This window comes from Halomonas sp. WWR20 (genome assembly GCF_054602495.1).
In genome coordinates this window covers 1-26,502 of record NZ_JBTRHR010000001.1, presented here as the reverse complement: position 1 = coordinate 26,502, position 26,502 = coordinate 1, and the positions used below count along the sequence as shown (strand labels likewise).

21 protein-coding genes are annotated in these 26,502 nt (G+C 61.8%); 13 read left to right on the top strand and 8 right to left on the bottom strand.

The window, feature by feature from the left end; translation table 11 throughout:
• Position 1: 1 nt before the first annotated feature.
• From ACW4DH_RS00105 to ACW4DH_RS00095, 3 genes are all read right to left on the bottom strand, one after another.
• On the bottom strand, positions 2-937 hold the full coding sequence (locus ACW4DH_RS00105) for a ketopantoate reductase family protein (RefSeq protein WP_459634315.1): 936 nt from the start codon (positions 935-937) through the stop codon (positions 2-4).
• Entirely contained in the window at positions 934-2,928 is a 1,995-nt protein-coding gene (locus ACW4DH_RS00100; protein WP_459634314.1) for a DNA topoisomerase III, read from the bottom strand. Before ACW4DH_RS00100 ends, ACW4DH_RS00105 begins: the two co-directional genes overlap by 4 nt.
• Before the next feature lie 108 nt (positions 2,929-3,036).
• A complete protein-coding gene (locus ACW4DH_RS00095) occupies positions 3,037-4,941 on the bottom strand; it encodes a hypothetical protein (protein ID WP_459634313.1) in 1,905 nt (634 codons plus the stop codon).
• Positions 4,942-5,073: 132 nt separating this feature from the next.
• Here ACW4DH_RS00095 and ACW4DH_RS00090 point away from each other — a divergent pair, with 132 nt between their 5' ends.
• Entirely contained in the window at positions 5,074-6,879 is a 1,806-nt protein-coding gene (locus ACW4DH_RS00090) for an SEC-C metal-binding domain-containing protein (RefSeq protein ID WP_459634312.1), read from the top strand.
• A 46-nt stretch (positions 6,880-6,925) separates the two neighbouring features.
• Here ACW4DH_RS00090 and ACW4DH_RS00085 read toward each other — a convergent pair whose 3' ends face one another.
• Entirely contained in the window at positions 6,926-8,296 is a 1,371-nt protein-coding gene (locus ACW4DH_RS00085) for an AmpG family muropeptide MFS transporter (RefSeq protein WP_459634311.1), read from the bottom strand.
• 223 nt (positions 8,297-8,519) lie between these two features.
• Between ACW4DH_RS00085 and rfaH the strand changes: the two genes are divergently transcribed.
• The 10 genes from rfaH (at position 8,520) to etfB (ending at position 19,691) form a co-directional block, all read left to right on the top strand.
• Positions 8,520-9,065 (top strand): transcription/translation regulatory transformer protein RfaH, encoded by a 546-nt coding sequence (gene rfaH, locus ACW4DH_RS00080; RefSeq protein ID WP_459634310.1) that lies wholly within the window; start codon positions 8,520-8,522, stop codon positions 9,063-9,065.
• A gap of 26 nt (positions 9,066-9,091) precedes the next feature.
• A complete protein-coding gene (locus tag ACW4DH_RS00075) occupies positions 9,092-9,601 on the top strand; it encodes an FKBP-type peptidyl-prolyl cis-trans isomerase (RefSeq protein WP_459634309.1) in 510 nt (169 codons plus the stop codon).
• A 147-nt stretch (positions 9,602-9,748) separates the two neighbouring features.
• Positions 9,749-9,865, top strand: a complete 117-nt coding sequence (ccoM, locus tag ACW4DH_RS00070) for a cytochrome c oxidase subunit CcoM (RefSeq protein ID WP_459634308.1) — start codon at positions 9,749-9,751, stop codon at positions 9,863-9,865.
• A gap of 511 nt (positions 9,866-10,376) precedes the next feature.
• Positions 10,377-11,519 (top strand): choline metabolism transcriptional regulator GbdR, encoded by a 1,143-nt coding sequence (gbdR, locus tag ACW4DH_RS00065; protein WP_459634307.1) that lies wholly within the window; start codon positions 10,377-10,379, stop codon positions 11,517-11,519.
• Positions 11,520-11,753: 234 nt separating this feature from the next.
• Positions 11,754-12,731, top strand: a complete 978-nt coding sequence (locus ACW4DH_RS00060; RefSeq protein ID WP_459634306.1) for a dipeptidase — start codon at positions 11,754-11,756, stop codon at positions 12,729-12,731.
• A 45-nt stretch (positions 12,732-12,776) separates the two neighbouring features.
• A complete protein-coding gene (locus ACW4DH_RS00055) occupies positions 12,777-13,310 on the top strand; it encodes a DUF5943 domain-containing protein (RefSeq protein WP_459634305.1) in 534 nt (177 codons plus the stop codon).
• 11 nt (positions 13,311-13,321) lie between these two features.
• Complete coding sequence (dgcA, locus tag ACW4DH_RS00050) at positions 13,322-15,394, top strand: dimethylglycine demethylation protein DgcA (RefSeq protein WP_459634304.1); 2,073 nt, start codon at positions 13,322-13,324, stop codon at positions 15,392-15,394.
• Positions 15,395-15,551: 157 nt separating this feature from the next.
• Entirely contained in the window at positions 15,552-17,585 is a 2,034-nt protein-coding gene (locus ACW4DH_RS00045; protein ID WP_459634303.1) for a (Fe-S)-binding protein, read from the top strand.
• Entirely contained in the window at positions 17,582-18,892 is a 1,311-nt protein-coding gene (gene etfA, locus ACW4DH_RS00040) for an electron transfer flavoprotein subunit alpha (RefSeq protein ID WP_459634302.1), read from the top strand. Before ACW4DH_RS00045 ends, etfA begins: the two co-directional genes overlap by 4 nt.
• Positions 18,882-19,691, top strand: coding sequence for an electron transfer flavoprotein subunit beta (gene etfB / locus ACW4DH_RS00035; RefSeq protein WP_459634301.1), 810 nt, complete (start codon positions 18,882-18,884; stop codon positions 19,689-19,691). The genes etfA and etfB overlap by 11 nt, the downstream gene beginning before the upstream one ends.
• A 44-nt stretch (positions 19,692-19,735) precedes the next feature.
• Here the strand turns inward: etfB and ACW4DH_RS00030 are convergent, their stop codons facing one another.
• Both ACW4DH_RS00030 and ACW4DH_RS00025 read right to left on the bottom strand, forming a co-directional pair.
• On the bottom strand, positions 19,736-20,635 hold the full coding sequence (locus ACW4DH_RS00030) for a DMT family transporter (protein ID WP_459634300.1): 900 nt from the start codon (positions 20,633-20,635) through the stop codon (positions 19,736-19,738).
• A 69-nt stretch (positions 20,636-20,704) separates the two neighbouring features.
• On the bottom strand, positions 20,705-22,297 hold the full coding sequence (locus ACW4DH_RS00025; RefSeq protein ID WP_459634299.1) for a BCCT family transporter: 1,593 nt from the start codon (positions 22,295-22,297) through the stop codon (positions 20,705-20,707).
• Positions 22,298-22,502: 205 nt separating this feature from the next.
• Between ACW4DH_RS00025 and ACW4DH_RS00020 the strand changes: the two genes are divergently transcribed.
• The gene (locus tag ACW4DH_RS00020; RefSeq protein ID WP_459634298.1) at positions 22,503-22,742 is read left to right on the top strand and encodes a hypothetical protein; all 240 of its coding nucleotides are present in this window, start codon (positions 22,503-22,505) and stop codon (positions 22,740-22,742) included.
• 85 nt (positions 22,743-22,827) lie between these two features.
• On the opposite strand, the gene ACW4DH_RS00015 is transcribed toward ACW4DH_RS00020, so the two are convergent.
• Positions 22,828-24,114: an aromatic ring-hydroxylating oxygenase subunit alpha gene (locus tag ACW4DH_RS00015; protein WP_459634297.1), complete on the bottom strand. Its 1,287-nt coding sequence runs from the start codon at positions 24,112-24,114 to the stop codon at positions 22,828-22,830.
• A gap of 360 nt (positions 24,115-24,474) precedes the next feature.
• Here ACW4DH_RS00015 and ACW4DH_RS00010 point away from each other — a divergent pair, with 360 nt between their 5' ends.
• Positions 24,475-25,581, top strand: a complete 1,107-nt coding sequence (locus tag ACW4DH_RS00010) for an FAD-binding oxidoreductase (protein WP_459634296.1) — start codon at positions 24,475-24,477, stop codon at positions 25,579-25,581.
• A gap of 143 nt (positions 25,582-25,724) precedes the next feature.
• Here ACW4DH_RS00010 and ACW4DH_RS00005 read toward each other — a convergent pair.
• Positions 25,725-26,502: zinc-binding dehydrogenase (locus ACW4DH_RS00005; RefSeq protein ID WP_459634295.1), on the bottom strand; the 778-nt coding region annotated here is incomplete at its 5' end.

Sequence of the window (26,502 nt, the reverse complement as noted above, 5' to 3'; positions counted from 1 at the left end):
CTTATGCCGGCGTGGTGCGGTAGAGTTCGGTCAGCGCCGGTACCTCGAGGCCGTGGCGTGCCGCGGCCTCGAGCAGTGGTCCCAGGATGGCGTCGCGCTCGGTACGCCGTCCGGCGAGCACGTCTTGCAGCATCGAGGCGCGATTGTTGGCGGTGCCTTCCACCACACTCCAGATTAGTGCTCGCCATCCCGCCTCGGGAGGCGGGATGGCTTCCGCTGCCATGACGCTGACGATATCGTCGATCAGCGCCTCGACCTGGGGGCGAAACGCGGCGTCGCGCAGCTTGCCGTTGTGAATGCCGAAACGTGCCACCAAGGGGTTGATGGCGGCATTGACACCAAGCTTGTGCCACAGCCGGACCCGGATATCGTCACAGGCCGCTGCCGAAAAGTCCGCGGCCCGTAGTGTCTCGGCGACTCGCCTTGCCAAGCGGGCGTGACGGCCCTCGAGATGGCCGATCCAGGTCTGGCCGTGGCCGGCATGGATGACGCTATCGGGTCCGTCGCGATAGGCCCCCTCGGTGGTGGTCGCGCACAGTACCGGTCCCGTCCATTGCTGCGTCAGGCGAGGCTGTACATCGAAGCCGTTCTGCAATAGCAGCAGCGGCGTTGTGGCGGCAATATGGGGGGCGAGGGACGTCAACGCCTCCTCGGCGGCATAGGCCTTGGTGGCAATGATGACCAGCGCCGGCGGCGGCGCGCCGGCGAGTTGGGCTACGGATAAGCGCGGCAGGCTGATGCGTTGCGTGATGCCCTGGGGACTCCGGTATCGGTAAGGCGTCTCGCGGAGAGTGCGACCGACCAGGCGTAGTGGCATGACCTCCACGAGCCGGGCGGCAAACAGACACCCTAGGGCACCGGGGCCGACAATGAACCAGGGAGAGCGCGACAGGGCGGTGCTGGGCCGGCTATCGGCCGGGCTGGCGTCGCGGGTCATGACGAGCTTGATGTCTTGCGACGCCGCGTTGCGGCACGGGGTTTGGCGGAGGAGCTTTTCGAGCCACCTGCAGAAGAGCGCCCGCGTGACTTGTTGCTACTATCCGAACCGTTGCTCCGGCGTGTACGTGATGCGCTGCGCTTGCGCGGAGCGGGAGCCTCGAGACCTTGCGCGTCGTGAAAGGCCTGCTGCATGCGTCCGGCATCGGCCTGGCCCAGTAGTTCGCGCAGATCCATCACCAGGGCTTCGAGAAAGGGGGCCGCTGGGTCGTCCCGCTCGGCAATCGCCGAGAGACGTTGTTCCCAGAGGGCGGTACGTTCCGGGCGAGTGGCCGCCTCGGGCAGGGCGGCAATCAGCGCGTGACCGGTACGGGTCGCGCGCAGGGCGTTCTTTTCACGCACGATGTAGCCGCGCTGAAGCAGAGTTTCGATGATACCGGCACGGGTCGCTTCGGTGCCCAGTCCGTCGGTATCGCGCAGCGTGCGCCTGACCGCATCGTCCTGGACGTAGCGAGCCACGTTCATCATGGCCTTGATCAGGCTGGCGTCGTTGAACGCCTCCGGGGGACGGGTTTCACGGTCTTCCACGGCACATTCCAGGGTCCGTGTCGCTTCGCCTTCGCGCAGGGGCGGCAACGCAGGCGCTTCGTCGCGGGTAGTGAACAGCGGCTTCCAGCCGGGAACGAGGATTTCGCGGCCCTGCGCCCGAAAGGTTTCGTCGAGGATGCTGAACTCGGCCTTTACCTCGCGGGTTTCCAGCGGGGCATAGAACTGGGCCACGACGTTGCGCACGATCAGCCTAAACACGTTGGCTTCGCTGGCCGAAAGCTTGGCGAAGTCCGGCGTGCGCCCGGTAGGCGCCAGCGCATGGTGAGCGCCGACCTGTTTGTCGTTCCAGGCGCGCGAGCGACGCGAGAAATCGGCGCCGGCCAGCCACTCGGCGAGCACCGTGTCTTTGCGGCAGGCGCCGGTCAACGTCTTGGCGGCCTCGGCAAGGTGTGCCTGAGGCAGATAGCGACAGTCGGAGCGCGGGTAAGTGATCAACTGATGGCGCTCGTAGAGGGCCTGACAGGTATCGAGTACCGCCTGCGCCGAGAGCTTGTAACGACGCGCAGCGTCGACCTGAAGCGCGGAAAGCGAATAAGGTAGCGGTGCGGCTTGACGCTTGTGCTGGGCCTCCAGGCGCGTCAGCGTGCCTTGGCTGCCGAGCAGGCGCGCTGCCAGGGCCTCGGCCGGGGCACGTTCCAGCAGGCGGCCCTGCTCATCGAGACGCTGCTGTTCGCCGGGTTGCCACCAGGCCCGTACCACGCCATGCGCCACCTGTAGGTCGGCCCACAGTACATAGAAGGGCGCCGGCACAAAGCGCGCGATGGCCTGATCGCGACGTACGATCAGTCCCAGTACCGGTGTCTGGACCCGGCCTACCGAGAGTACACCGTCATGGCCGGCTTGGCGCCCGGTCAGCGTCCAGGCGCGCGACAGATTGATGCCATACAGCCAATCGGCTCGCGAGCGGGTCTCGGCGGCGCGATACAGGGGTTGGTAGCGACGGTTGTCTTCCAGGTGCGCGAGGGCCTTGCGTACCGCTGGCGGGTTGAGGTCACTGATCAGCAGACGCATCACCGGGCCTCGCCAGCCGAGATACTCGAGTACTTCCTGCACCAGCAACTGACCCTCGCGATCCGGATCGCCGGCATGTACCACGCTGTCGGCGGCCTTGAGCAGGCGGCGGATCACGGCCAACTGGCCACGCGCCTTGCCGCGTGGCAGCAGCTGCCACTCACCGGGCACGATAGGCAGGTGATCGAGGCGCCACTGCTTGTAGCGCGGATCGTAGGCATCCGGCGCGGCCTGCTCAAGCAGATGGCCCAGGCACCAGGTGATACGGTCTTCGCCGGCTTCCAGATAACCCTCGCGGCGTTGGGCCGGGGTGGGCAGGGCGGCGGCAATGGCGCGGGCGAGACTGGGTTTTTCGGCAACGATCAGCCGCATGGTGTGTCCTGCAAGCGGTGGTATGGTAACGGTGTGACAGGTGGATATTCTTACAGTCTCGTCCGATTCTGGCTAGCCTGGATAGTCTCAGCGATGGCGTGCCAGCGCTTATTGACGGTTCAGATGGCGACGTGCCTGTACCAGAGCGCGATACCAGTCGCGCTGCGGGGCGCCCACTGCCGGTGGCCGCTGGCTGAGATAGCTGATGTTGCGCGCCTCGGTACGCGTGTGACTCGACAGGTTGGACAGCATGCGCAGTGTGGCTTCGCGGGCTCCGTACTGGCGGCTCAAGAATTCGATGGCGTTAGGCTCGAGCTCCACACGATAGCGTCTGACGAGGGCCAGGGCCAAGGATTCCGCCGTGCGTGACAGGTCGCTGTCGATCTCCTTGACCATGGCGGCACCCAGCGCGGCCTTGGCCGCCGCCGAGAGGTTGGGTTCGAGCTGCCCGAAATCCGCCGCATTGGAGCTGTTGATCGCACGCTGCACGGCGGGGCGTGAAAGCTGGATATACGGCTCCAGCGCCAGGGTAACGTCGATCGCCAGGCGTTTGGCGATATCCATGGCCCACTGGGTGTCATTTTCCGCCTGGCTGATGCGATCGCTGATGTTGGCGGCCTGCAGGGCTTTTGCCAGACGCTTGCAGACTTGCGCCTTGGCTTCGTCATCCAGGGCGATGGTGCGCTCGCGTATGCGCAGGCCACGGCGCCCAGGGCCCAGCCGCAGACGTGTAGTGTCGTCGGACAGGTGGGCGCTTACCGCTTCCCAGCGATCCGCCATGCGGATGAGTTGCGCATGGCTGCGGCCGATCTGCTCGTAGGCGCTCGAAACAGTCTTGTAGAGCTTGATGGCATTGGTCAGGATGTCGGCCTTGGTACGCAGAGTACGCTTGCGCTCGATTTGTCCGGCTTCGACGGCTTGCGCCAGGTGTTGGATCTGTTCGGTCAGGGCATTCATGGCCTGGACCGAGCGCTCCAGCAGCACTTCGGCGCGCAGCCCCGAGGCGGCATCCTCGACCAGCGTTCCCGACTGCTCGGCCAGGTAGGCCGTCAGCGCCTTGAGGCGCGACAGACCGGTGGCCTGGGCGATACGATGCCGCGCGCGGGCTTCTTCGAGGTTGTCGAAGGCGCGAGCGAGTCGCCAACGTCCGCGATACTCGAAACTCAGCATGGGAATTTCCCGCCCGCTGATCAGCTCGAAGGCCAGTACGAGAACCTCCTCGACATCCTGTAGCGTCATCAGCAGGTCATTGTCCTGCTCGATGGCGGCCATGACTCGCTCGATAAAGTTCTCGTCGCGGGGCACGCCCTGATGAATGTTGGGCGCATGCCCCTCGAAGCGCTCGCGCAGCAGCCTCGTGGCTTCGGGAGCGACCTCGAAGAGCTCGACGAACTGTGGCTCCAGCGTCTCGCGGTTGAGCGCGACAAGGTCGCGGATACGCGCGTGCAGGCCGACCCGTCGGTAGATGTCGATCTGGCTGATGATCCTGGCGCTATCCCGGTCGTCGAGCAGTTCGATGGCGGCCAGCTCGACCCCTTCGGGGGAGAGATCCTGCTTGCGCAGCAGCATGGCGGCGGCTTCGCGGCGCCTGGCATCCCCTTCCAGGCTTTCGACGATCAAGTTGCGTGTCACCAGCAGCAGCTCGGGCAGGGTCTTGATGACGCGCTCTATCTTGCGCTGAGTCCTCTGGGCCCTGCCGCCGCGAGTCAGGTTGTGGGCGATGTTGGCGATGATCCCCGCGGCGCCGGTAATCACCGTGAAGGAAATAAAGAAGATATAATTTTCCAGCGTCGGCGCCTTGCCATAGCCGAGCAGGTAACCGCCCCAGGCCCCCAGCAGCGTGACCGGGCCGGCCGTCCATAGAATCTGCATCAGGCTGACGGTCCAGGGGACCTTTTCAACGGCCGCGGTGATCCGCCGGATCTCATCGCGTCCCTCCCGCTCGAGGCGCACCTGTGGCGTGTCATTACCCGGGGGAGCGGATTTCTGGCGGAAGGGGCGCGGAAACAACAAGGTGAATATCCTTAAGCTTGGGCTCAACGACTCGCAGTATATCGTGGCCAGCATGATACTGGAGAAATGCCGGCCATGCTGAGCCCCGATGGAGCATGCTAAACTGGACGGATTTGCCGCGGGGAGGATGCGATGCTGGCCGTATGGGTAGAACAACTGCTGGGGTATTCCAGCGGCGCATTGAGCGTCATTCGCCAAAACGAGCATTATCCGGCCTTGATGGCTTGGGCGCGGGACGAGGGCGCCAGGCGGCTGGGCGGCAATCTGGCGCTGGCCCAGGCGCTGGCGCCGCTGCTCTGGAATCAGACACCGCTGGCACGGCTGAATTTCGAGACGGAGCCCTTGGCCCAGCCCGGGCGTAACGAGCCCTGCTGGTGCGACTCGGGACGCAAGACCAAGCAATGCTGTGGTGCCGTGACCCTGCCGGGGGCACTGCCGCCGCATCTGATGTGGATGATGTCGCTCAAGGAGTGGAAGGGCGAGGCGCTCAAGGCCGCACTGGACAGTGGGCGCGCACCGGCCCAGGCGTTACTTGAAGCGGGGCTGATCGCCGCCGAGAGCGGCCAGCGGGGGCGTGCACAGCAGCTCCTCGAAACGCTATTCGACGCCGTCGACTGGTCACAGCTGCCCGAGCAGGCCGAGCCGGCTTTCGAAATTCTCATCGATCTCTATCAAGAGCGCGGCTTTCATCGCAAGAAAGCCGCATTGCTCGACGAGATTCTTGAACGGGGCCCGACCTTCCTGCGGGGCGTGGCTCTGGAACGACTATGCCTGATGCACCTCGACAGCGAGGATCTCGCCAGTGCCCGGGAGGCTTTCGTTCGTGCTCAGCAGACGCTACCGGACTCGCCCACACTAGCGTATATCGAAGCCATGCTGCTGTTGCATGAGGGACATGCCGACGAGGCGCGCGAGCGGGCGCGTTTCTGGTTTCGGCGCCTGGCCCGGCGTAGTGACCTGGATATTGATCAGTTGCAATTCCTGGCGGACCTTGCGGAAAACCCCGGTGCGGCCCTGGCTGAACAGATGGTCAACTCCGAGGAGTCGCTGGCGGAGCCACTGATGGCGCTGCAGGAACTGTTCGAAGTCCTGACGCCCGCGCCGAAACTGAATTTTGTGCAGGCCGGCGCCCAACATGTCGAGTACCGGTCCACGGCACGCGAAGACACGTTGTATGCCGCCTGGCTGGAAGTCTTCAAGGTCGAGGTCGATGAGGAGGCTGCGCTGGGGTTCGTGGCGGATCCCTGGGTTGAGGCACTTGACTGGCTGCAGACCGTCTGTGCCCATCCGGAATGGCTCGACTCGCCGCGGGTAATGCAGTCGTTGGCGCTGGCCCTGGCCAGCCGCTTCGGCAGCCTGCCGTGGATGGCGGAAAGCTTTTTCGAACCGCTGGCGTCGCGCTTCGAGGGCTGGCTGGACCAGATCGAGTCCGAAGGCGGTGTCTTTGCCTGGCATGATGCCGATAACGCCGTGCTGCTGCGCTGCGGCCTGGCCCTGGTCATCGGCATGGAGCGCGGCGCACGTGAACGCTCCCGCAAGCTGGCCGAGCGGCTTCTGGCGCTGGATGACGAGGACAGCCTGGGGTTGCGTGAGCTGGTGCTCGACCAGCTGTTGCGCGAAGGGCGCGACGAGGAGGCACTGGCGTTAAGCGAGCAGGCTTCCGAGGAGGATAACCTGCTGGGCGTGCTGATGGGGCGGGTATTGGCCCTGTACCGGCTGGCGCGTCAGGATGAGGCGGCTCGCGAAGTGCAGGCCGTGTACGAGGCCAACCCTTATGTCGTGGCCATGTTGTGCGAAGAGCGGCCACGTCCGGTGCGGCTGGCAGTGGACACGCCGGTTCCCGGTTCCCGTGCGGAAGCTTGGCAGTATCGCATGCTGATGCGCGACCAGTGGACCAGCACTCAGGGCGCGTTGGACTGGCTGACGCAACAGCAATAAGCGATACCTGACACTTGGAGGATCACCGGCTTCGGCTCACGGCGGGCTAGCTCCGAGCGGGCAACTCGTGGACCTCCGCCGTCCAGGTCGGGTGCCGGGCGATACGCCAGGCCAGCCATACGGCAGGCAGGCCCAGCAGGGCGCTTAGCATAAAGAACGTGTCGTAACCCATCCCGGTGACTACAACGCCGGAAAAGCCGCCGATGAACTTGCCCGGCAGTGTCATCAGAGAAGAAAAAAGCGCGTACTGGGTGGCCGTGTAGGCACGTGACGTCAGGCTGGAAAGAAAGGCGATAAACACCGTGCTGGCCAGGCCGTTGGCCAGGTTGTCGCCCATGATGGTGACGATCAGCAGCGGAAGCTGATGACCGGACATGGCCAGTAAAACGAAGAGCAGGTTGGTCAGGGCCACCATCAACGCCCCCACAAACAGCATGCGGCCCACGCCATAACGCACGACCAGCAGCCCGCCGACGATGCCGCCGAATATGCTCATGGCGATGCCGAACACCTTGGTCACATTGGCGATTTCCGTGAGGGTAAACCCAAGATCGATATACAGTGGGTTGGCCATGGCGGCCATCGACAGGTCGCTGATGCGATACACGCCGATGAACAGCAGGAGCCATAGCGCCCTGCGTCCATAGCGCGAGAAGAAGTCGGTAAACGGACAGACCACGGCGCCCAATGTCCAGGCCGTCAGGCGCCTTACCGGGCGGGGCCAGGCATGACTGCGACGCAGGAAAGCCTGGACTCGCGGCTCACGACCCAACTGGACGCCCAGGGCAGAGCGTGCTGGCTCCGGGCGCAGCAACACGGTCAGCATGCCCACGCCCAGCAGGGCGGCCATGGACAGGTAGGCAGCATGCCACGACGCCAAATCGGCGATATACAGGGCGCCGGCACCGGCGGCCAGCAATCCGCCACGGTAGCCGATGATATAGGTCGAGGCCATGGCCGCCTGAACCTCCTCGACCGCGGATTCGATGCGGTAGGCATCGATGACGATGTCCTGGGTGGCCGAGCCGAAGGCGACCAGCAGCGCAAAGCCGGCGACCCAGCCGAGATGGCCCTGAGGCGTCAGACCGGAGAGGCCGATCAGCCCGACGGCAATGATGCCCTGAGCGAGCAGCATCCAGCCGCGGCGTTGTCCCAACCCGCGCGTCAACCCCGGTAGCGGTAGGCGATCGACGACCGGTGCCCAGAAAAACTTGATGGAATATAGAATGCCGATCCACGAAAAGAAGCCGATTGCCGCGACTTCGACACCTACATCGCGCAGCCAGGCCGTCAAGGTGGAAAACACCAGCAAAAACGGCAGCCCGGCGGAAAAGCCGAGAAACAGCATGGTCAGTACGGGAGCTTGGGTATAGATGCCCAGTGCCGTTCGCCATGAAGTTGTGGCGGTCTCACGCATTCCGGCCTCGCACGGCGCTAACCCGGCGGAGCGCTCCCTGGAAGGGCCAGACACGTAGGGTGGACGAATGATAGTATCGGTACAGTAACAATTGGATCACTCTGTTCAATGCTATGCCCTGTATCGGTAGACAATGCCTACGGCCGTGAAGGATATCGCCCCGCTACGCGGGACGTTTCTGGTTGCGTACCGTGGCATACCCTGAAGACGAAGGCTAGATACCATGATGGATCATTGCGACCCTGCGGCTTCGCCCGATGAGAACGGCTGTCCACGCTGGTACGTGGTGCAGTGCAAGGGCGGCGAGTCCTTTCGTGCCAGCGAGCACCTGAGTAATCAAGGCTACCGGGTTTTCCATCCGGTACTTGAAGTCCAAAAGAAGCGCCGCGGCAAACTCTGCTGGGCGGCAGAGCCGCTGTTTCCTTACTATCTGTTTCTCCACCTGGACCGCCTGTCCAGCAACTGGCGCCCGATCCGTTCGACGCGCGGTGTACTCCGCCTGGTCAGTTTCGGCAGCGAGCCGCTGGCGGTACCCGATGCATTGATCGAAACGCTGCAGAAGTGCGCACAGCGCAGCCCCGAGGCGCAGGAAGCCAATGTCTACTTCCGTCCCGGCGAGATGGTGGAAATCGCCGAAGGTCCCTTCAGCGAGCTGCAGGCGGTCTTCGAAAGCCAGAAAGGTGACGAGCGTGCGGTCGTATTGATCAATATGCTGCACAAACAGCAGCGCCTCGAACTGCCGATTGGCCAGTTACGTCGCAGCTCGTAAACGCATCCATCCTTCTGGAGACAAGCATGCCGATAGCACCCCAGCAGGTCGTCACCCTGCATTACACGCTGCAGAACGCGAGCGGGACGTTACTCGATGACTCTCGCCAGCGCGACAAGCCCCTGGAATATTTGCACGGTCACGACAATATTGTGGCGGGTCTCGAGCAGGCACTACAAGATCACGACGTAGGCGATACGCTGCGCGTCACCCTGGCGCCCGAGCAGGCCTATGGACGGCGCGATGAAGCATTGATTCAGCAAATTGCGCGCTCGGCCTTTCCGGGGGGCGATGATGTGTTGCCGGGGAGGCGTTTTCAGGCCCAGGGGCCGGACGGTCCACGCGTCGTCACGGTACTCGAGGTGAGTACGCAGCATGTCGTGGTGGATGCCAACCATCCCCTGGCCGGTGAAACGTTAAGCTATGAACTGGAAGTCCTTGCGCTGCGTAAGGCGACGCGCGCTGAGCTGGCCAAAGGGCATCCGCTGGCCGAAGAGATTCGCCACACGCAGCTCGAAGATCGCAAAATGCCGTAAGGGTCCCCTCTACTCTGGGCAGTTCCTGACCTGGATCAAGCCAGCGCCGGCGTGCTCCGGCGGCGATGGCCAAACTTGATCTACATCAGTCCTGGGCCCGCCATTCCCCACTAAGGTGACAGCATCACACCGCGATGGAGAGTGATCATGTACTGGGACGATGCCGTGATTTTCGGTCTGGGGGCCGTGGGATTATTGATCGCCTTCATGGGCGGGCTGGGTTGGCTGGTGATCCGCGATAGCAAGCGTAACGGTAAAAAGTAACGTTACGCTACAGAGAGTAATTGTCGTCAGGGGAAGGGGGCTTAAGCCCTCCACTCGCCGGTCCTTTCAGGGCCGGCTTTTTTATGTACGTGGTTGTTGCCGGTTCGATATCGTTCCCATCATGTGAGCCGTCCCGGTAAGTGCTACTCCTGTTCCCCCATGGTTGGCGGGCGGCGCCAGGCGTGCATGATCCGTTCGGGACATTCGGTCGTCCCTGAAACCGCTGTTTTCTGATAGCTATATTTACTATCCATCACAATCTCATCTGTTTTTGACGCAAAGAGTAAAAAACCCCAATCCTGACGACGCTCAGTGTTCTATTTGCGACATTTGAGACCATGTGGGAGGAATAGTCTCGTCAATACTCCCTGTATTCGTGCCAATATGCGACATAGGGGTAGGGCCTACCTAGGCATTTGCGGCCCGATATGAAAACAACAACAACGGCGCAAGAGGCGCAAGCGACGCCTGTCTAAACGACAAGAGTAATAAGATGATGGAGATAACGAAGATGGCATCGAATCAGGCAACAGGCACGACTGCGCCGGCCGGTCGTTCCGGCGCTCCTCAGACCCTGGGATTCCTCCTGCTGGATAATTTCACCCTGATCTCTCTCGCCTCGGCGATAGAGCCGTTGCGAATGGCCAATCAGTTGGCAGGGCGTGAGTTGTATCGCTGGTATACGCTGACGCAGGATGGCTCGCCGGTACGTGCCAGCGATGGGCTTCAGGTAACCCCCGACGCATCCACCACCATTCCGCTGTCACTCGACTGGGTCGTCGTATGTGGCGGGGTCGGCCCGCAGCATAGCGTCACTCGTGAGCATATCCACTGGCTCCAGTCTCAGTCGCGTCAGTTGCGCCGGCTGGGTGCAGTGTGCACGGGAAGCTGGGCCCTGGCCAAGGCGGGGCTCCTTGATCATTACGAGACCAGCACCCATTGGGAGTGCCTGGCATCCATGCAAGAGGCTTACCCCAAGGTCGTCTTGACCACGCGACTGTTCTCCATCGATCGCGACCGATTCACGGCGTCCGGCGGAACGGCACCGCTGGACATGATGCTGAATCTGATCGAGCGCGACCACGGCCGTGAGCTCGCGGCGGGTATCTCCGAAATGTTCATCTATGAGCGTGTACGCAACGAGCAGGATCATCAGCGTATTCCACTCAAGCATGTATTGGGCACGACCCAGCCCAAGCTGCTGGAAATCGTCGCATTGATGGAATCCAACCTCGAAGAGCCGATCGAGCTCGATGAATTGGCCAGTTACGTCAGTGTCTCTCGGCGCCAGCTCGAGAGGCTTTTTCAGAAGTACCTGCATTGCTCCCCCTCGCGCTATTACCTCAAGTTGCGCCTGGTGCGGGCACGTCAGTTGCTGAAACAGACCTCGCTATCGATCATCGAGGTCGCCTCGGTATGTGGCTTCGTCTCGACGCCTCATTTCTCGAAGTGTTATCGCGAGTATTTCGGCGTACCGCCGCGAGATGAGCGCTCTGGTGTCCGAAGCCGACAGGGACGCGATGGAGGTTGCCCGTACGCGACCAAGTCATGGGCGACCGAGCCTCTCGCCAATGAACCTGTCTCCAGTGCCTTGCTGGCGCTTTCCCATGCGCAAGGCGAGCCTACCTTTGCCAGCGTCCCGCTATTGAATTGATGACCTGGTCCAAGCCTGTATCCCTGCAATCATGCGTGCTGCCCGAACCTGAGGGCAGCATCGCCTGCTCGGTCAGCCTCTGTCTGACATCACGCAATTCTTTCCCGTGTCGTAGTCGGCTGTCGTGTTTACGCAACAATGACGCTTTTGAGATTTTTACCGTCGCTTCCAAGCGCCGAACGATAGCGAGGCAGGGCTATGCTCCCCGCATAAGTCACCGCTTGGAGCGTAGCCATGACCCCTGCCGAACTGCACGACGATGCCATCGTCATCGATGGCCTGATCATCGCCAAATGGAACCGCGAACTGCTCGAGGATATGCGCCGGGGCGGGCTGACCGCGGCCAACTGCACCGTATCGGTGTGGGAAGGGTTCCAGGCCACGGTCGATAACATCGTGGCTTCCAACAAGTTGATGGCCGAGTGCAGCGATCTGGTACGTCCGGTGCGCACCACGGCGGACATCACCCGGGCCAAGGAAGAGGGCAAGACCGGCATCATCTACGGCTTCCAGAATGCCCATGCCTTCGAGGACCAGCTCGGTTACGTCGAGGTCTTCAAGCAGCTCGGCGTGGGTATCGTGCAGATGTGCTACAACACCCAGAATCTGGTCGGCACCGGTTGCTACGAGCGCGACGGCGGACTGTCCGGCTTCGGTCGCGAGATCGTCGCCGAAATGAATCGCGTGGGCATCATGTGCGACCTGTCGCATGTCGGTGCCAAGACCTCCGAGGAAGTCATTCTCGAATCACAAAAGCCGGTCTGCTACTCGCACTGCCTGCCCTCCGGCCTCAAGGAACACCCGCGTAACAAGTCCGACGAGGAACTCAGGTTCATTGCCGAGCATGGCGGTTTCGTCGGCGTGACCATGTTCGCGCCATTTCTCAAGAAAGGCATCGATTCGACCATCGACGACTACTGCGAAGCCATTGAGTACGTGATGAACATCGTCGGTGAGGATGCCATCGGTATCGGCACCGACTTCACCCAAGGCCATGGCCAGGACTTCTTCGAGTGGCTGACCCACGACAAGGGCTACGCCCGCCGCCTCACCAACTTCGGCAAGATCGTCAACCCGCTGGGCATTCGCACCATTGGTGAGTTCCCCAATCTGACCGAAGCGCTGCTCAAGCGCGGCCTTTCCGACACCCAGGTACGCAAGATCATGGGCGAGAACTGGGTACGCATTTTAAAAGAGGTATGGGGCGCCTGAGCCGAATCGCTTTTACAAGAACAACCGTTTCAGAGGTAAAACACCGTGACCAAGATGGCCCCTGAATTGCCTATTGAAGTGGACTCGGACACCGGCGTGTGGACCACCGATGCCCTGCCGATGCTCTACGTGCCGCGCCACTTCTTCATCAACAATCACGTCGCCGTGGAAGAGGCGCTGGGTGCCGACAAGTACGCCGAGATTCTCTATGACGCCGGTTACAAGAGTGCCTGGCACTGGTGCGAGAAGGAAGCCGAACTGCACGGCCTGAGCGGCGTGGCGGTGTTCGAGCACTACATGACGCGCCTGTCGCAGCGTGGCTGGGGGAGGTTCATCACCGAACAGATCGACCTGGAAGCGGGGACGGCACGGGTGCGCCTGGAGCATAGTGCCTTCGTCTACCAGCTTGGCAAGGTCGATAGAAAGGTCGAATACATGTTCACCGGCTGGTTCGCGGGCGCCATGGACCAGATCCTCAGCGCCTGGGGAAGCAACTTGCGCACCGTCGCCGAGCAGGTTCAGAGCGCCGCCGAAGAAGGCCACGATCATGGCCTGTTTGTTGTCACGCCTGCGAACTGAGGACTGTCGAGATGGCTTTCGAGGCATTGTTTCAGCCGATTAAGATCGGCAACCAGACCATCCGCAACCGCGTGGTCAGCACTGCACACGCCGAGGTCTATGCCACCGATGGCGGCATGACCACCGAGCGCTACGTCAAATATTACGAGGAGAAGGCCAAGGGCGGCTGCGGTCTGTGCATCTGCGGCGGCTCGTCGATCGTATCCATCGACAGTCCGCAAGCCTGGTGGAGTTCGGTCAACCTGTCGACCGATCGCATCATTCCGCATTTCCAGAATCTTGCCGATGCGGTACACAAGCACGGCGGCAAGATCATGATTCAGATTACCCATATGGGTCGCCGTTCACGCTGGGATGGCTTCAACTGGTCGACCCTGGTGTCGCCGTCGGGCATCCGCGAGCCGGTGCACCGCTCGACCTGCAAGACCATCGAGGAAGAGGACATCTGGCGCATCGTCGGCGACTTCGCCCAGGCAGCAAGGCGCGCCAAGGAAGGTGGACTGGATGGCGTCGAACTGTCCGCCGTGCACCAACACCTGATCGACCAGTTCTGGAGCCCGCGCGTCAACAAGCGTACCGACGAATGGGGCGGTAGCTTCGAGAACCGCATGCGTTTCGGCATGGAAGTGCTCAAGGCGGTACGTGCCGAGGTCGGCGACAATTTCGTGGTCGGCATGCGCATCACCGGCGATGAATTCCACCCGGACGGCCTGACCCATGACGACATGAAGCAGATTGCCGCCTATTACGATGCGACCGGAATGGTCGATTTCTTCGGCGTGGTCGGCTCGGGCTGCGATACGCACAATACGCTGGCCAACGTGATTCCCAACATGGCCTATCCGCCGGAGCCCTTCCTGCACCTGGCGGCGGGAATCAAGGAAGTGGTCAGCGTACCGGTGATCCATGCCCAGAACATCAAGGATCCCAACCAGGCGCAACGCATTCTCGAGGGTGGCTACGTCGACTTGGTGGGCATGACCCGCGCGCATATCGCCGATCCGCACTTCATCGCCAAGATCAAGATGGACCAGGTCGACCAGATCAAGCAGTGCGTGGGGGCCAACTACTGCATCGACCGCCAGTATCAGGGGCTCGACGTGCTGTGCATCCAGAACGCCGCGACCTCGCGCGAATACATGGGCGTGCCGCACATCGTCGAGAAGAGCGAGGGACCCAAGCGCAAGGTGGTCGTGGTCGGCGGTGGCCCCGGCGGCATGGAGGCGGCGCGCGTCAGCGCCGAACGCGGCCACGACGTCACCCTGTTCGAAGCGGCCGAGCAACTCGGTGGGCAGATCACCCTGGCCTCGAAGGCACCGCAGCGTGACCAGATCGCCGGCATCACCCGCTGGTATCAGTTGGAGCTGGCGCGTCTTGGCGTCGATCAGCGCCTGGGCACCCGTGCCGACGATGCGACGATCGCCGACCTGCGCCCGGATATCGTGATACTGGCGACCGGCGGGCAGCCGTTCCTGTCGCAGGTGCCCGAGTGGGGATATGCCGAGTTGCGCGAAGAGAGCCTGGTGGTCAGCACCTGGGACATCCTCAGCGGCGCCGTGGAGCCGGGCAAGAACGTGCTGATCTACGACACCATCTGCGAGTTCGCTGGCGTGTCGGCGGCCGACTACCTGGCCGACAAAGGCGCCAAGGTCGAAATCGTCACCGACGATATCAAGCCCGGTGCAGCGGTGGGTGGCACCACGTTCCCGACCTATTACCGCAGCCTCTACGAGAAGGAGGTGATCATGACCTCCGACTTGGCGCTGCATAAGGTGTATCGCGAGGGCGACTCGCTGGTGGCGGTGCTGGAGAACGAATACACCGGTGCCCAGGAGGAGCGCGTCGTCGACCAGATCGTCGTCGAGAACGGCGTACGCCCCGACGAATCGTTGTACTACGCCCTCAAGGGGCAGTCGCGCAACAAGGGGCAGATCGATATCGAGGCGCTGTACGCGATCCAGCCTCAGCCGTGCCTGTCGGAGAGTGGCGAGGGTTACCTGCTGTTCCGGTTGGGCGATTGCACGGCGCCGCGTAATACGCACGCCGCGATCTACGATGCGCTGCGGTTATGCAAAGACTTCTGACAGGCCTGGTCGAAACGGTCTGCGCTCGGCCATGCGGCGTTAAAAATCGACTTAAAATGCTCATTTACACTAGTAAACTCCGCTTTTTCGTCGATTTTTGCCTTGCCTGGTCGTCGCTCGACTTCGTTTCGCTCCAACCCTGCAATGGGAGAGTGAGATGCTCGAGACAATCCTTCCAATCCTGATCTTTTCCGCCCTGGCGCTGGCGGCGATCGGTGCCGTGCGCCGCGTTCGCCTATGGCGCCAGGGGCGGCCCTCGCCGGTCCCGCTCATGCGGGGGCTGGCGGCGATGCCACGGCGCTATCTGGTCGATTTGCATCATGTCGTCGCGCGTGACAAGGCGATGTCCAACACTCACGTCGCCACGGCTGGTGGCTTCGTGCTGGCCGCCTTGCTGGCCATCGTCGTGCACGGCTTCGGGTTGGAAAGCACGATTCTGGCCTGGGCGCTGCTGGCCGCCACGACCTGCATGTTCGTCGGGAGTGTGTTCGTCGCCAAGCGTCGCCGCAATCCCCCGCCGCGGCTGTCGAAAGGCCCCTGGATGCGTCTGCCCAAGAGCCTGATCGCCTTTTCGCTGGGCGTGTTCCTGGTCACTCTGCCGACGGCCGGCGTGCTGCCGGATGGCTTTTTACAAGGGACGGGCTCCTGGGTTCTGGCTGTAGTGCTGGCCGGCGTAGTGGCCTGGGGCCTGGGCGAGCTGTTCTTCGGCATGACCTGGGGCGGGCCGATGAAGCATGCCTTTGCCGGCGCGCTACACCTCGCCTTTCATCGTCGTCCCGAGCGCTTTTCGGACAAGCAGGGCGGTGAAGGGCGCTCCACGGGGCTCAAGGCGCTGCGTCTGGAAGATCCCGCGACGAAGTTGGGCGTGGAGAAGCCGGCCGATTTCACCTGGAACCAATTGCTGGGCTTCGATGCCTGCGTGCAGTGCGGACGCTGCGAGGCGGCGTGCCCAGCGTTCGCCGCCGGCCAACCGCTCAACCCCAAGAAGGTCATTCAGGACATGGTCGTCGGCATGACCGGTGGCAGCGATGCCCGCTACGCCGGCTCACCCTATCCAGGCAAGCCGGTGGGCGAGCACGCCGGCAGCCCGCACGGCCCGATCGTCAGTCGACAGGGTAAGGCCCTGGTCGATGCCGAGACGCTGTGGTCGTGCACCACCTGCCGCGCCTGCGTCGAGGAGTGCCCGATGATGATCGAGCACGTCGATGCCATCGTCGACATGCGCCGGTTCCTGACCCTCGAGCACGGGAATACCCCCAACAAGGGCGCCGAAGTGCTCGACAACCTGATCGCGACTGACAATCCCGGCGGTTTCGATCCTAGCTCGCGCATGCACTGGGCGGCGGATCTCAACCTTCCGCTGATGGCTGACAAGCATGAAGCCGAGGTGCTCTTGTGGTTGGGCGACGGCGTCTTCGACATGCGAAATCAGAGAACGCTGCGTGCCTTGGTGACCGTACTGCATGCCGCCAAGGTCGACTTCGCCGTGCTCGGAAATGAGGAGCGCGACAGCGGCGACGTGGCGCGGCGCCTGGGTGATGAGGCGACCTTCCAATCATTGGCCAAGCGCAACATTGCCACCCTCGGGCAGTATCGCTTTACGCACATCGTCACCTGCGATCCGCACAGTTTCCATGTGCTCAAGAATGAATACGGTGAGTTGGGCGGGAACTACGAGGTGTTCCACCACAGTACCTATCTCAACCAACTGATCGAGAGCGGCAAGCTGTCACTGAAGGCCTGGAAGGGCGGCAGCGTGACCTATCACGACCCGTGCTACCTGGGCCGCTACAACGGCGAATACGAAGCGCCGCGCGAGGTACTCAAGGCGCTGGGTATCGAGGTTCAGGAGATGGCTCGCTCGGGTTACCGCTCGCGCTGCTGCGGCGGCGGTGGCGGCGCGCCGATTACCGACATTCCCGGCAAGCAGCGCATTCCCGATATGCGCATGAACGATGTGCGCGAGACCGGCGCCGAACTGGTTGCCGTGGGCTGTCCGCAATGCACGGCGATGCTCGAAGGTGTGGTGGCGCCCAGTAGCGCGTCGTCGGGCGCTCCAGCGAAAGCCGAAATCAAGGATATCGCCGAACTGGTCGCCGATGCATTGACTATCGAGGCACCGATGGAGAAGGCATCGCGGGACGACACGGCTGGGCAGGCACGCCGTACTGCGGAGGAGGTGACGCTATGAGCGAGATTCTACGTCGTGATCCGCGCAAGGAATGGATCGCTCGTAACCGCCTGCATCCCGAGCATCTCGAGGTGCTCGCGGAATTGGGCGGCGGCGCTTCGCCCAGCGAATGGATGGGGCCCAACGGACTGACACGCCGCAATCCGCGTGCCGTGGGGTTCATCGGCCCCAACGGTATCAAGCGTATCGATCGCAGTGGCGCGCAGCAGGCTGCAATGCAGTCCGGCGGCCGTCAGGCGCAGCCCAAGGACACGCGCCGCCGCGTCGAGATCGAGACACCGGCATTTCTGGTCGCCGTGGTGCCCGACATGCCGGGTGGTCGTCTCTCCTCGCATGACCGTGACGTGTTGGGGCTGGCACGGCAACTGGCCGATGCCGATCCCGAACGGCCGGGAGCGGTACTGGCGATTGTCTTCGGAGCACACAAGGCAGGCGAGGGTAGCGGCGAGCTTAAAGAGTCGACCTTCGACGAGGCCGGTGTCGACCGCTTGCTGCATATGGAGGGCGAGGAATTCTCGGGCTACCTGCCGGAAGTGCGTATTGCTGCGCTGCAAAGTGTCGAACGCGAGCTGGCGCCACGCTACTGGCTGTTGCCCGATTCCCCACTCGGTGGAGGCGAACTGGGCCGGCGGCTGGCCGTGCGACTGGGTGAGCGTCCGGCGACCCAGGTCTGGCAGGTCGAGACGGACACCGACAGCGACACCGGATGGCGTTGTACGGCACGCGGTGCAGCTGGCAGAAGTGATATCTCACGCAACCTGCCGCGCGTGGCTCTGGCACTGGCGGAGTGTGCCGAACCGGTCAGCGAGACGCGCCATGCCGCCCAGCCGATCGAACTGACCCAGGCGCTGCCCGAGGTGCTCGGTCGTATCGAGGACATGGGCGAGGTCGCCGTCGATCCGGCCAGTGTGGCGCTGGCCGAGGCGGAATTCATTCTGTCGGCTGGCAATGGCGTTAAGGATTGGGAGGGCTATCATCGCGCCGCTCAAGTGCTTGGCGCGACCAAGGGCGCTTCGCGCGTGGCGGTCGATGACGGCTTCATGCCGCGGGATCGCCAGGTTGGCGCCACCGGCACTTGGGTTTCCGCGCGAGTCTACGTGGCGGTGGGCATCTCCGGCGCCATACAGCATCTTCAGGGCATCCAGAGCTGTGACAAGGTTGTGGCCATCAACCTCAATGAGGGCTGTGACATGGTCAAGCGCGCCGATCTCGCCGTGATCGGCGACGCCGGAGAAATTCTTGCCGCCCTAGTGGCACGGATTGAGCGTGATCGAGAACAACAGCAGGAGAACCGCGATGCCGCATAACGCCAAGTCATCGGACGACGCTGGGCTCAATGTTGCCGTCCTGGTGTCGGTGGGACGCCATCCGTTGACGGCGCGTGCACGGCGCGCCGATCAGGATGCCCGGGCGGTGGAAATGGCGCTGACCTTGCGTGGCGCCGCCGTCCGCCTGGTCCATGCCAGCGTCAATGATACTGACAATGAAGAGGCCCTACGCAGCTATCTGGGCATGGGCATTGGCGAGGTGAACCTGATCAAGCAGGCGTCAGGGGCCGATGTCGTCCCGGCATTGGTCAAGACACTGCGCGACGCTGCCCCGCAACTGGTGCTCACGGGGACGCGTGCCGAGACGGGAGAAGGCTCGGGTCTGGTACCGTACCTTCTATCCGAGGCGCTGGGATGGCCGGTGATCAGCGGGCTGGCGGCAGTGGAAAGCGTCGATCATGGTGTCGCTACGGTGCTGCAGGCATTGCCGCGAGGCAAACGGCGTCGCTTGCGTGTCCGCTTGCCGGCCATTGCGACGGTGGATAGCAGCGCACCGGCCGCGCGCCAAAGCGCGTTCGGCCCAGCACGACGCGGTGAGTTCGATACGTATGCCTGTGCCAGCGTGATGGATGAGTTACAGGCCGAGTGGCAGGTACAGCCGGCGCGCAAGCGACCCAGGCGACTCAAGATCGTCAAATCTTCCTCGGCCCGTGATCGCTTCAAGGCGGCAGCAGCCAAGGCGGAAAGCGGTGGCGGACAGCTGCTCAGCGATGTGTCGCCGGAGCAGGGGGCCGAAGCGATATTCGCCCTGCTCAAGGAAGAGGGCGTGCTGCGCTGATGGCGATAGTCTGGCTAAGGAGACAATGATGTGCCCCGCCGTGTTCAGGTGGGGCTTTTCGTCAGGATACTGGCTTTGTGATGCCGTGCGGTTGTGCCTTCCCGGCGCAATCCAATCCACGCATGAACCAGCAGTGCCATGATGATCACGCTACCTCCGAGCATACTTGATGCCGTGGGCGACTCCCCCAGAAGCCACCAGACCCAGAGCGTACCGAGTACGGTTTCAACCAGATAAAACAGTGCTACCTCGGCCGAGGGAAGATAGCGAGTCGCATTGTTGATGAGTACGGTCGCCAGCGGCATCTGCAGTAATCCCATGAGGGCCAGCACACTATAGCTTTGGCCGCTGAGTGCTAGAGGGTGAGCCATGGGTAAGGCAATCGCTGCAGACAGGAGACCTCCCCCTGCGATGAGCGGGATGCGGTCTATCGAGGGATAGCGACGCAGCAGGGTCAGGTTGCCACCCACAGCGGCGGCGGCTGCCAGGGCATAGAGATTGCCTTCGAGCATGCCACCAGACTCCGACCCCACGAATACCAGCAGCATGCTGCATATGCATGCAACGATCGTCAGCAGAGTTCTGAAAGGTATCTGCTCACGCAGGAACACGCGAGAGAACAGGGCGGCAAATAACGGGGCAGAGCTTAAGATGACGACAACGTTGGCCACGCTGGCGTGCATGACGGCGAGCACGAAGAGACTGGAAATCAGGCCGAGAAGCACGGCGGATGCCAGAGAAGCCCTGGCGTTTGCTCGCAGCGTGGTCAGTCTCTCTCCAGAACAACTTGCCAGCCCAAGCGCACAGAACATGAATAGGCCACGCCAAAACACAATGTTCCAGCCTTCCGTACCGGCGAGGCGTATCAGCAGGCTGTCGAAGCTGAGGAAGACGATACCGGTAAAAACCATGGCAAGGCCACGCCGATAGGAGCTCTTTCGCATTGCACTGAGTCCTGGTCGATTAAAAGCCGACCGCCAGCAATGGGCTGGCGGTCGGATGCCACTTTGACGTTACTTGGCTTCCCGCAGCGAAGTGGCCTTCGGTGTTGTCGCCAGTTGCCGCCGTTCCTTGTGAAGTCCCACATACAGGCTGAAGCACATCACCAGCAGCACTAGAGTGAAGGGGAGCCCCGTCGCCACGGCGCCAGCCTGAAGTGCGCCAAGCGCCGTGCTGCCGCCGCCATATAGCAGGACACCGGCGATGGCGCCTTCCAGCGTGGCCCAGAATACGCGCTGACTCTTGGGGGCATCCGTCTTGCCGCCGGCGGTGATGTTATCGATGACCAGCGAGCCGGAATCCGACGAGGTGATGAAGAACACCAGAACCAGAATGATGGCCAGCGTCGAGGTCAGGCCGGTCAGTGGCAACTGCTCGAGCATATGGAACATTGCCAGCGAGACGTCGCCAATGCCGTTGGACAGCTCACCGACACCGTTGGCCGCCTGATACAGTGCAGTACCGCCAAACGCGCTCATCCACACCAGGGTGACCAGTGTCGGTACCAGCAGCACGGCGATCAGGAACTCGCGTACCGTGCGCCCACGTGATACCCGGGCGATGAACATGCCGACGAACGGTGACCAGGAGATCCACCAGGCCCAATAAAAGATCGTCCAGCTGTGGTACCACGTTTCATCGTCTCGGCCGATCCAGTTCGACAGCGGCAGGAGATGGCTCAGGTAATCCATGGTGGTGGTGCCAATTCCCGCAATGATCGCCAAGGTGGGGCCGGCTACGACCACGAAGAGCAGTAGCGCCGCGGCGATCACCATGTTGATGTTCGAGAACAGCTTGACCCCACCATCGATGCCACGCCACACCGAGATCAGGGCGAGAACGGTCACGACGACGATGATGGCCAACTGCGTGCCGATGGTATTGGGGACATCGAAAAGATAGGCCAGGCCGCCTGCCGCTTGGGAGGCACCGAAGCCGAGCGAGGTGGCCAGACCGAAGATGGTCGCCAGAACGGCAAGGATATCGACGATATGGCCTGCCCAGCCGCGCGTATGCTCGCCGAGCAAAGGATAGAACGCTGAGCGAAGCGTCAGTGGCAATCCCTTGTTATAGGCGAAGAACGCCAGCGACAGCCCCACCACGGCATAAATGGCCCAAGGATGCAGTCCCCAGTGGAACATCGTTGCTCCCATAGCCGCGCTGGCGCCTTCCGGCGTACCGGCGGGAGTGTTCAGGGGGGTGCCGTACCAGTCGGTGTAATAGGCGACCGGCTCGGCAACGCTCCAGAACATCAATCCGATACCCATGCCCGCCGCGAACAGCATGGCGAACCAGGACATGCGGGAAAATTCCGGCTTGGCGCCCTTGCCGCCCAGGCGGATATTCCCTACCGGTAGGCAGATCAATACGATGCAGAACACCACGAAGATGTTGCCGGCAATCATGAATAGCCAATCGAAGTGTTCGATCGACCAGGTCTTGGCCAGCCCCAGTTGAGCACTGGCGGCATCGGGATAGACTAAGGCATAGACGATGAACAGCAGAATGGCGACAGCGGAAAGCGGGAAGACGGGGTTATGAAAGTCCAGCCCCATGACTTGCTTGTTGTCCTGGCCAGGAGCCAGGAGCGGATCCTCATGGTCCATAAGTTGTCCTCTTTTGTTGTTGTGTAAGTCATACGCCATTGCGGTAGGTACGGCTGCCTTTCATTCTTGGATGAGACGGCAAGCCGCAGTTGTTTGAAACCGACATCGGCGTAGCTGCCGCCGCGCTGGGAGGCGCATCGCCTATCGAGTGCCGTTACACTTCATGGGTGTGTTAGCCAGGCGACAATAACAAGAGGACTCAACCATGATGATTGTCGAGTTGATCGATGGTGACGATTTCCGGGCGCGACTGGTGGCGCTGGGTATTCGCATTCCCGAGGATGCTTGTCCTGATACTTGCGCGCGCATGGCACGACGCAAGTATATCGAGGGCGGCGTGCCGGAATTGGAGGCGTTGATCCACGACCTGATGGAGCGGAGCGATATCATGCTGCCGTCAGTACGACAGGCTATCGAGCGTTTTTTGCTCCCCGAGTTACGCTGACCTTCGCTCGTCGGGTTGTTAATACCAACTTCCGCCTAAGAAAGCCTGGCCCACAAAGGCGGGCCAGGTAATGGACGAGAGAATCTCAGCCTTGTGCCAGATGCAGGGTCGGCGTGTCCTGTTTCAGGTTTTCCAACATGCGCTCAGCGTACCAGTCGATGAAATCGATGACGCCGAATTCATAGGTCGTGGAGTAGGGGCCGGGCTGGTAGGCCTTCGAGTTGATGCCGCGCTGGTTCTCTTCGGCCAGACGCCGGTCCTGGTCGTTGGTGGCGTCCCACACCCGGCGAAGCTGCTCGGGATCATAGTCGACGCCTTCGACGGCATCCTTGTGTACCAGCCACTTGGTGGTGACCATCGTCTGCTGCGGGCCCAGCGGCAGTACGCGGAACACAATGGCATGATCGCCCATGAAATGGTTCCAGGAATTGGGCAAGTGCAGGATGCGCAGCGACCCCATGTCCGGGCTCGTCAAGCGCCCCATCAGCTTCTTGCAGCCCGGCTGTCCATCCATGGTCATCGACACGATGCCGTCCAGAAGTGGAGTACGGGTCAGACGGTTGCGCTTGCCGAAGCGCTTGAGCTGCCAGGGTACCTGCTCGGTGTCCCAGTCCGACTGCTTGCGAGAGACCAGCGACTTGTAATCCGCCGTGGCGCGTGGGTCTTCGGTGTCGTCGAACTCCTGCAACGAATTGAGCAACTCAGGATGGGCGCCGTTGCAGTGATAGCACTCGCGGTTGTTCTCGATCACCAGCTTCCAGTTAGCCTGCTCGACGATGCTCGATTCCACGGCCACCTTGACGTTACCCATCTGGTACGGCTCGAGATAATGCTCCAGTGTCACCAGGAAATCGTCGATGGCCGGCGGATTCTCGCTCAGGTTGATGAAGATGAAGCCGCCGGCCGTACGTACGCTGACCGGTTTCAGGCCATAGCTGGCAAGGTCGAAGTCACTACCCATGTCGCTGCCGGCGAACAGCAGCCGGCCATCGAGCTCGTAGGTCCACTGATGGTAGGGGCAGACCAGCTTGGCCACCTTGCCCTTGTCCTTCACGCAAAGGCGGGAGCCGCGATGACGGCAGACATTGTGAAAGGCATGGATCTGCCCCTCGCTGCCGCGCACGATGACGATCGGATTATCTCCTACATCGAGCGTCATGAAGTTGCCCTTGGCGGGGATTTCGCATGTCATGCCGGCGAACAACCACTCTTTTTCGAAAATTTCCTGCATATCGAGAGCGAACAGTCTGGCATCGCCGTAGAACGGCTGGGGAAGCGAAAAGGTGCGAGCCCTGTTCTGCAGCATGTCGGCAGTCGCCTCGCGAGCCGTGGCCAAGGGATCGTCCAGTTTGTGAGAAGCTATCAGGTCCATACCAAATATCCTTTTGGAACGCCGCCTCCCCGCGAGAACGGCGATGCAGTTAAGGGTTGATGTTGTTGTCGTACAAGGCCTGGCATTGGCGCATGGCGGCATCTGGCGACTGTAGTTGTTGGCCGATTGTGGTACATGCCTAAGCTGGTCAATTGTCTATTCGCGACCTCAGGTGGTGTAGCGGCGACTTGAAAGCCCGGTCTCTGTCAGGGAGTGGGGGCAGGAGACATGTGCGTGTCGCTGACAGACAAGCCAGCCGTTTGGCGCGTACCCAGAATGCGAGCATGAGAGGGCGCTGGACCGTGTGAGCATTACGGGACGGTGTGGGCATAGCCACGGCACTGCCAGGCAGAGATAACGATGACAATGAACTTCTTCAATCCGGTCACGACCCAGACCTGGACCAACGGTCGCCACTCGGTACGCTGCGTCAAGGTGATTCAGGAAACCTGGGATGTAAGCACGTTCTGCTTCATGGCAGAGCAGCCTGTACTGTTCTTTTTCAAACCGGGGCAATTCGTCACCCTGGAACTGGAGATCGAGAACGAGCCGATCATGCGCTCGTATACCATCTCCAGTTCGCCATCCATTCCCTACAGCTTCTCGATCACCGTCAAGCGGATCCCGGGCGGCAAGGTATCCAATTGGTTGCATGAAAATCTCAAAGTCGGCGATGAACTGGTGGTACATGGGCCGGTCGGCAACTTCAACTCAATAGACTTTCCTGCCGATAAAGTCCTGCTCCTTTCCGGTGGGGTGGGCATCACGCCATTGATGTCGATGACGCGTTGGTTTTTCGACACCAATGCCAATGTCGATGTCGAATTCATTCACAGTGCCAGGGCACCACGCGATGTCATTTATCATCGCGAACTCGTGCATATGTTTTCGCGCATACCCGAGTTCAAGCTGCATATCGTATGTGAAAACAAGGAGGACATCGGCGAGGCGTGGGCCGGTTACCGTGGCTACCTGACGCAGCCAATGCTGGAATTGATGGCGCCCGATTTTCTTGAGAGAGAGATTTTCTGTTGCGGTCCTACGCCGTACATGAATGCCATCAAGAATATTCTGCGTAGCAATGGCTTCGACATGAGCCATTATCACGAAGAGTCGTTTGGGGCGACTCCCCTGGATGTGCGTGAAGACGTGCTGGAGCTGGCCGAACAGGCCGAGGCAGCGGCTGAAGACATCGATTACGCAGATCTGATCAGCGTTGAGTTCGCCGGCTCGGGGAAAAGCGTACGTGTCCAGCCTGGCGAGACGGTACATGCGGCTGCATCGAAGCTGGGGCTGCATATACCCAAGGCATGTGGCATGGGGATATGCGGCACATGTCGCGTCGGGCTCAAATCCGGTGAAGTGGAAATGGATCACAACGGCGGCATTACCGAAGAGGATATCGAAGAAGGTTATATCCTGTCCTGCTGCAGTCGGCCGAAGGGCAATCTAGTCGTCGACTTCTAGAGGAAATCGCCTGCGCTCGCGACTCTTCAGACGCGGGGTGCAATTCGAGAGCAAGAACGAAGTCAGCCCTCATGGCAAACAGTCATGAGGGCTGATCTGCATTGCGTCCCAAATTTCTAACTCAGGCCGGTACGTTTTCGCTGTTAAGCCGCCCCCAGCAGCCCATGCGGATCCAGCACGAACTTGCTCGCCACGCCGGAATCGAACTGCTGGTAACCCTGCGGCGCATCTTCCAAAGAAATCACTTGTGCATTGACGATCTCGGCAATGTTGAGCCGTCCGTGCAGGATCGCCTGCATCAGCTGACGGTTGTACTGCACCACCGGCGTCTGCCCGGTATGGAAGGAGTGGGCCTTGGCCCAGCCCAGTCCGAAGCGTAGGCTCAGATTGCCGCTCTGGGCCGCCTTCTCGGTGGCCCCGGGGTCCTCGGTGACGTACAGCCCGGGAATGCCGATCGACCCCGCCTCGCGGGTCACTTCCATCATCTGGTTCAAGACCACGGCGGGTTGTTCCTTGCCGCCATGGCCCACCGCCTCGAAGCCGACCGCATCGATGGCGCTGTCCACCTGGGGCTCGCCGACGATCGCCGCGATCATTTCGCCGAGTCGATCGTGCTGGCTGAGATCCACTGGCTCGAAGCCCATCTTGCGGGCATGTTCCAAGCGTTGTGGATTGAAGTCACCGATCATGACCACGGCGGCGCCCAGCAGGCGGGCCGAAGCCGCAGCGGCCAGGCCTACCGGGCCGGCACCCGCTACGTACACCGTCGACCCCACGCCAACCTTGGCATTGAGTGCACCATGAAAGCCGGTCGGCAGAATATCGCTGAGCATGGTCAGGTCGCGAATCTGGGCCATGGCCTGATCGCGATCGGGAAACTTGAGCAGGTTGAAGTCGGCGTACGGCACCATGACGTAGTGA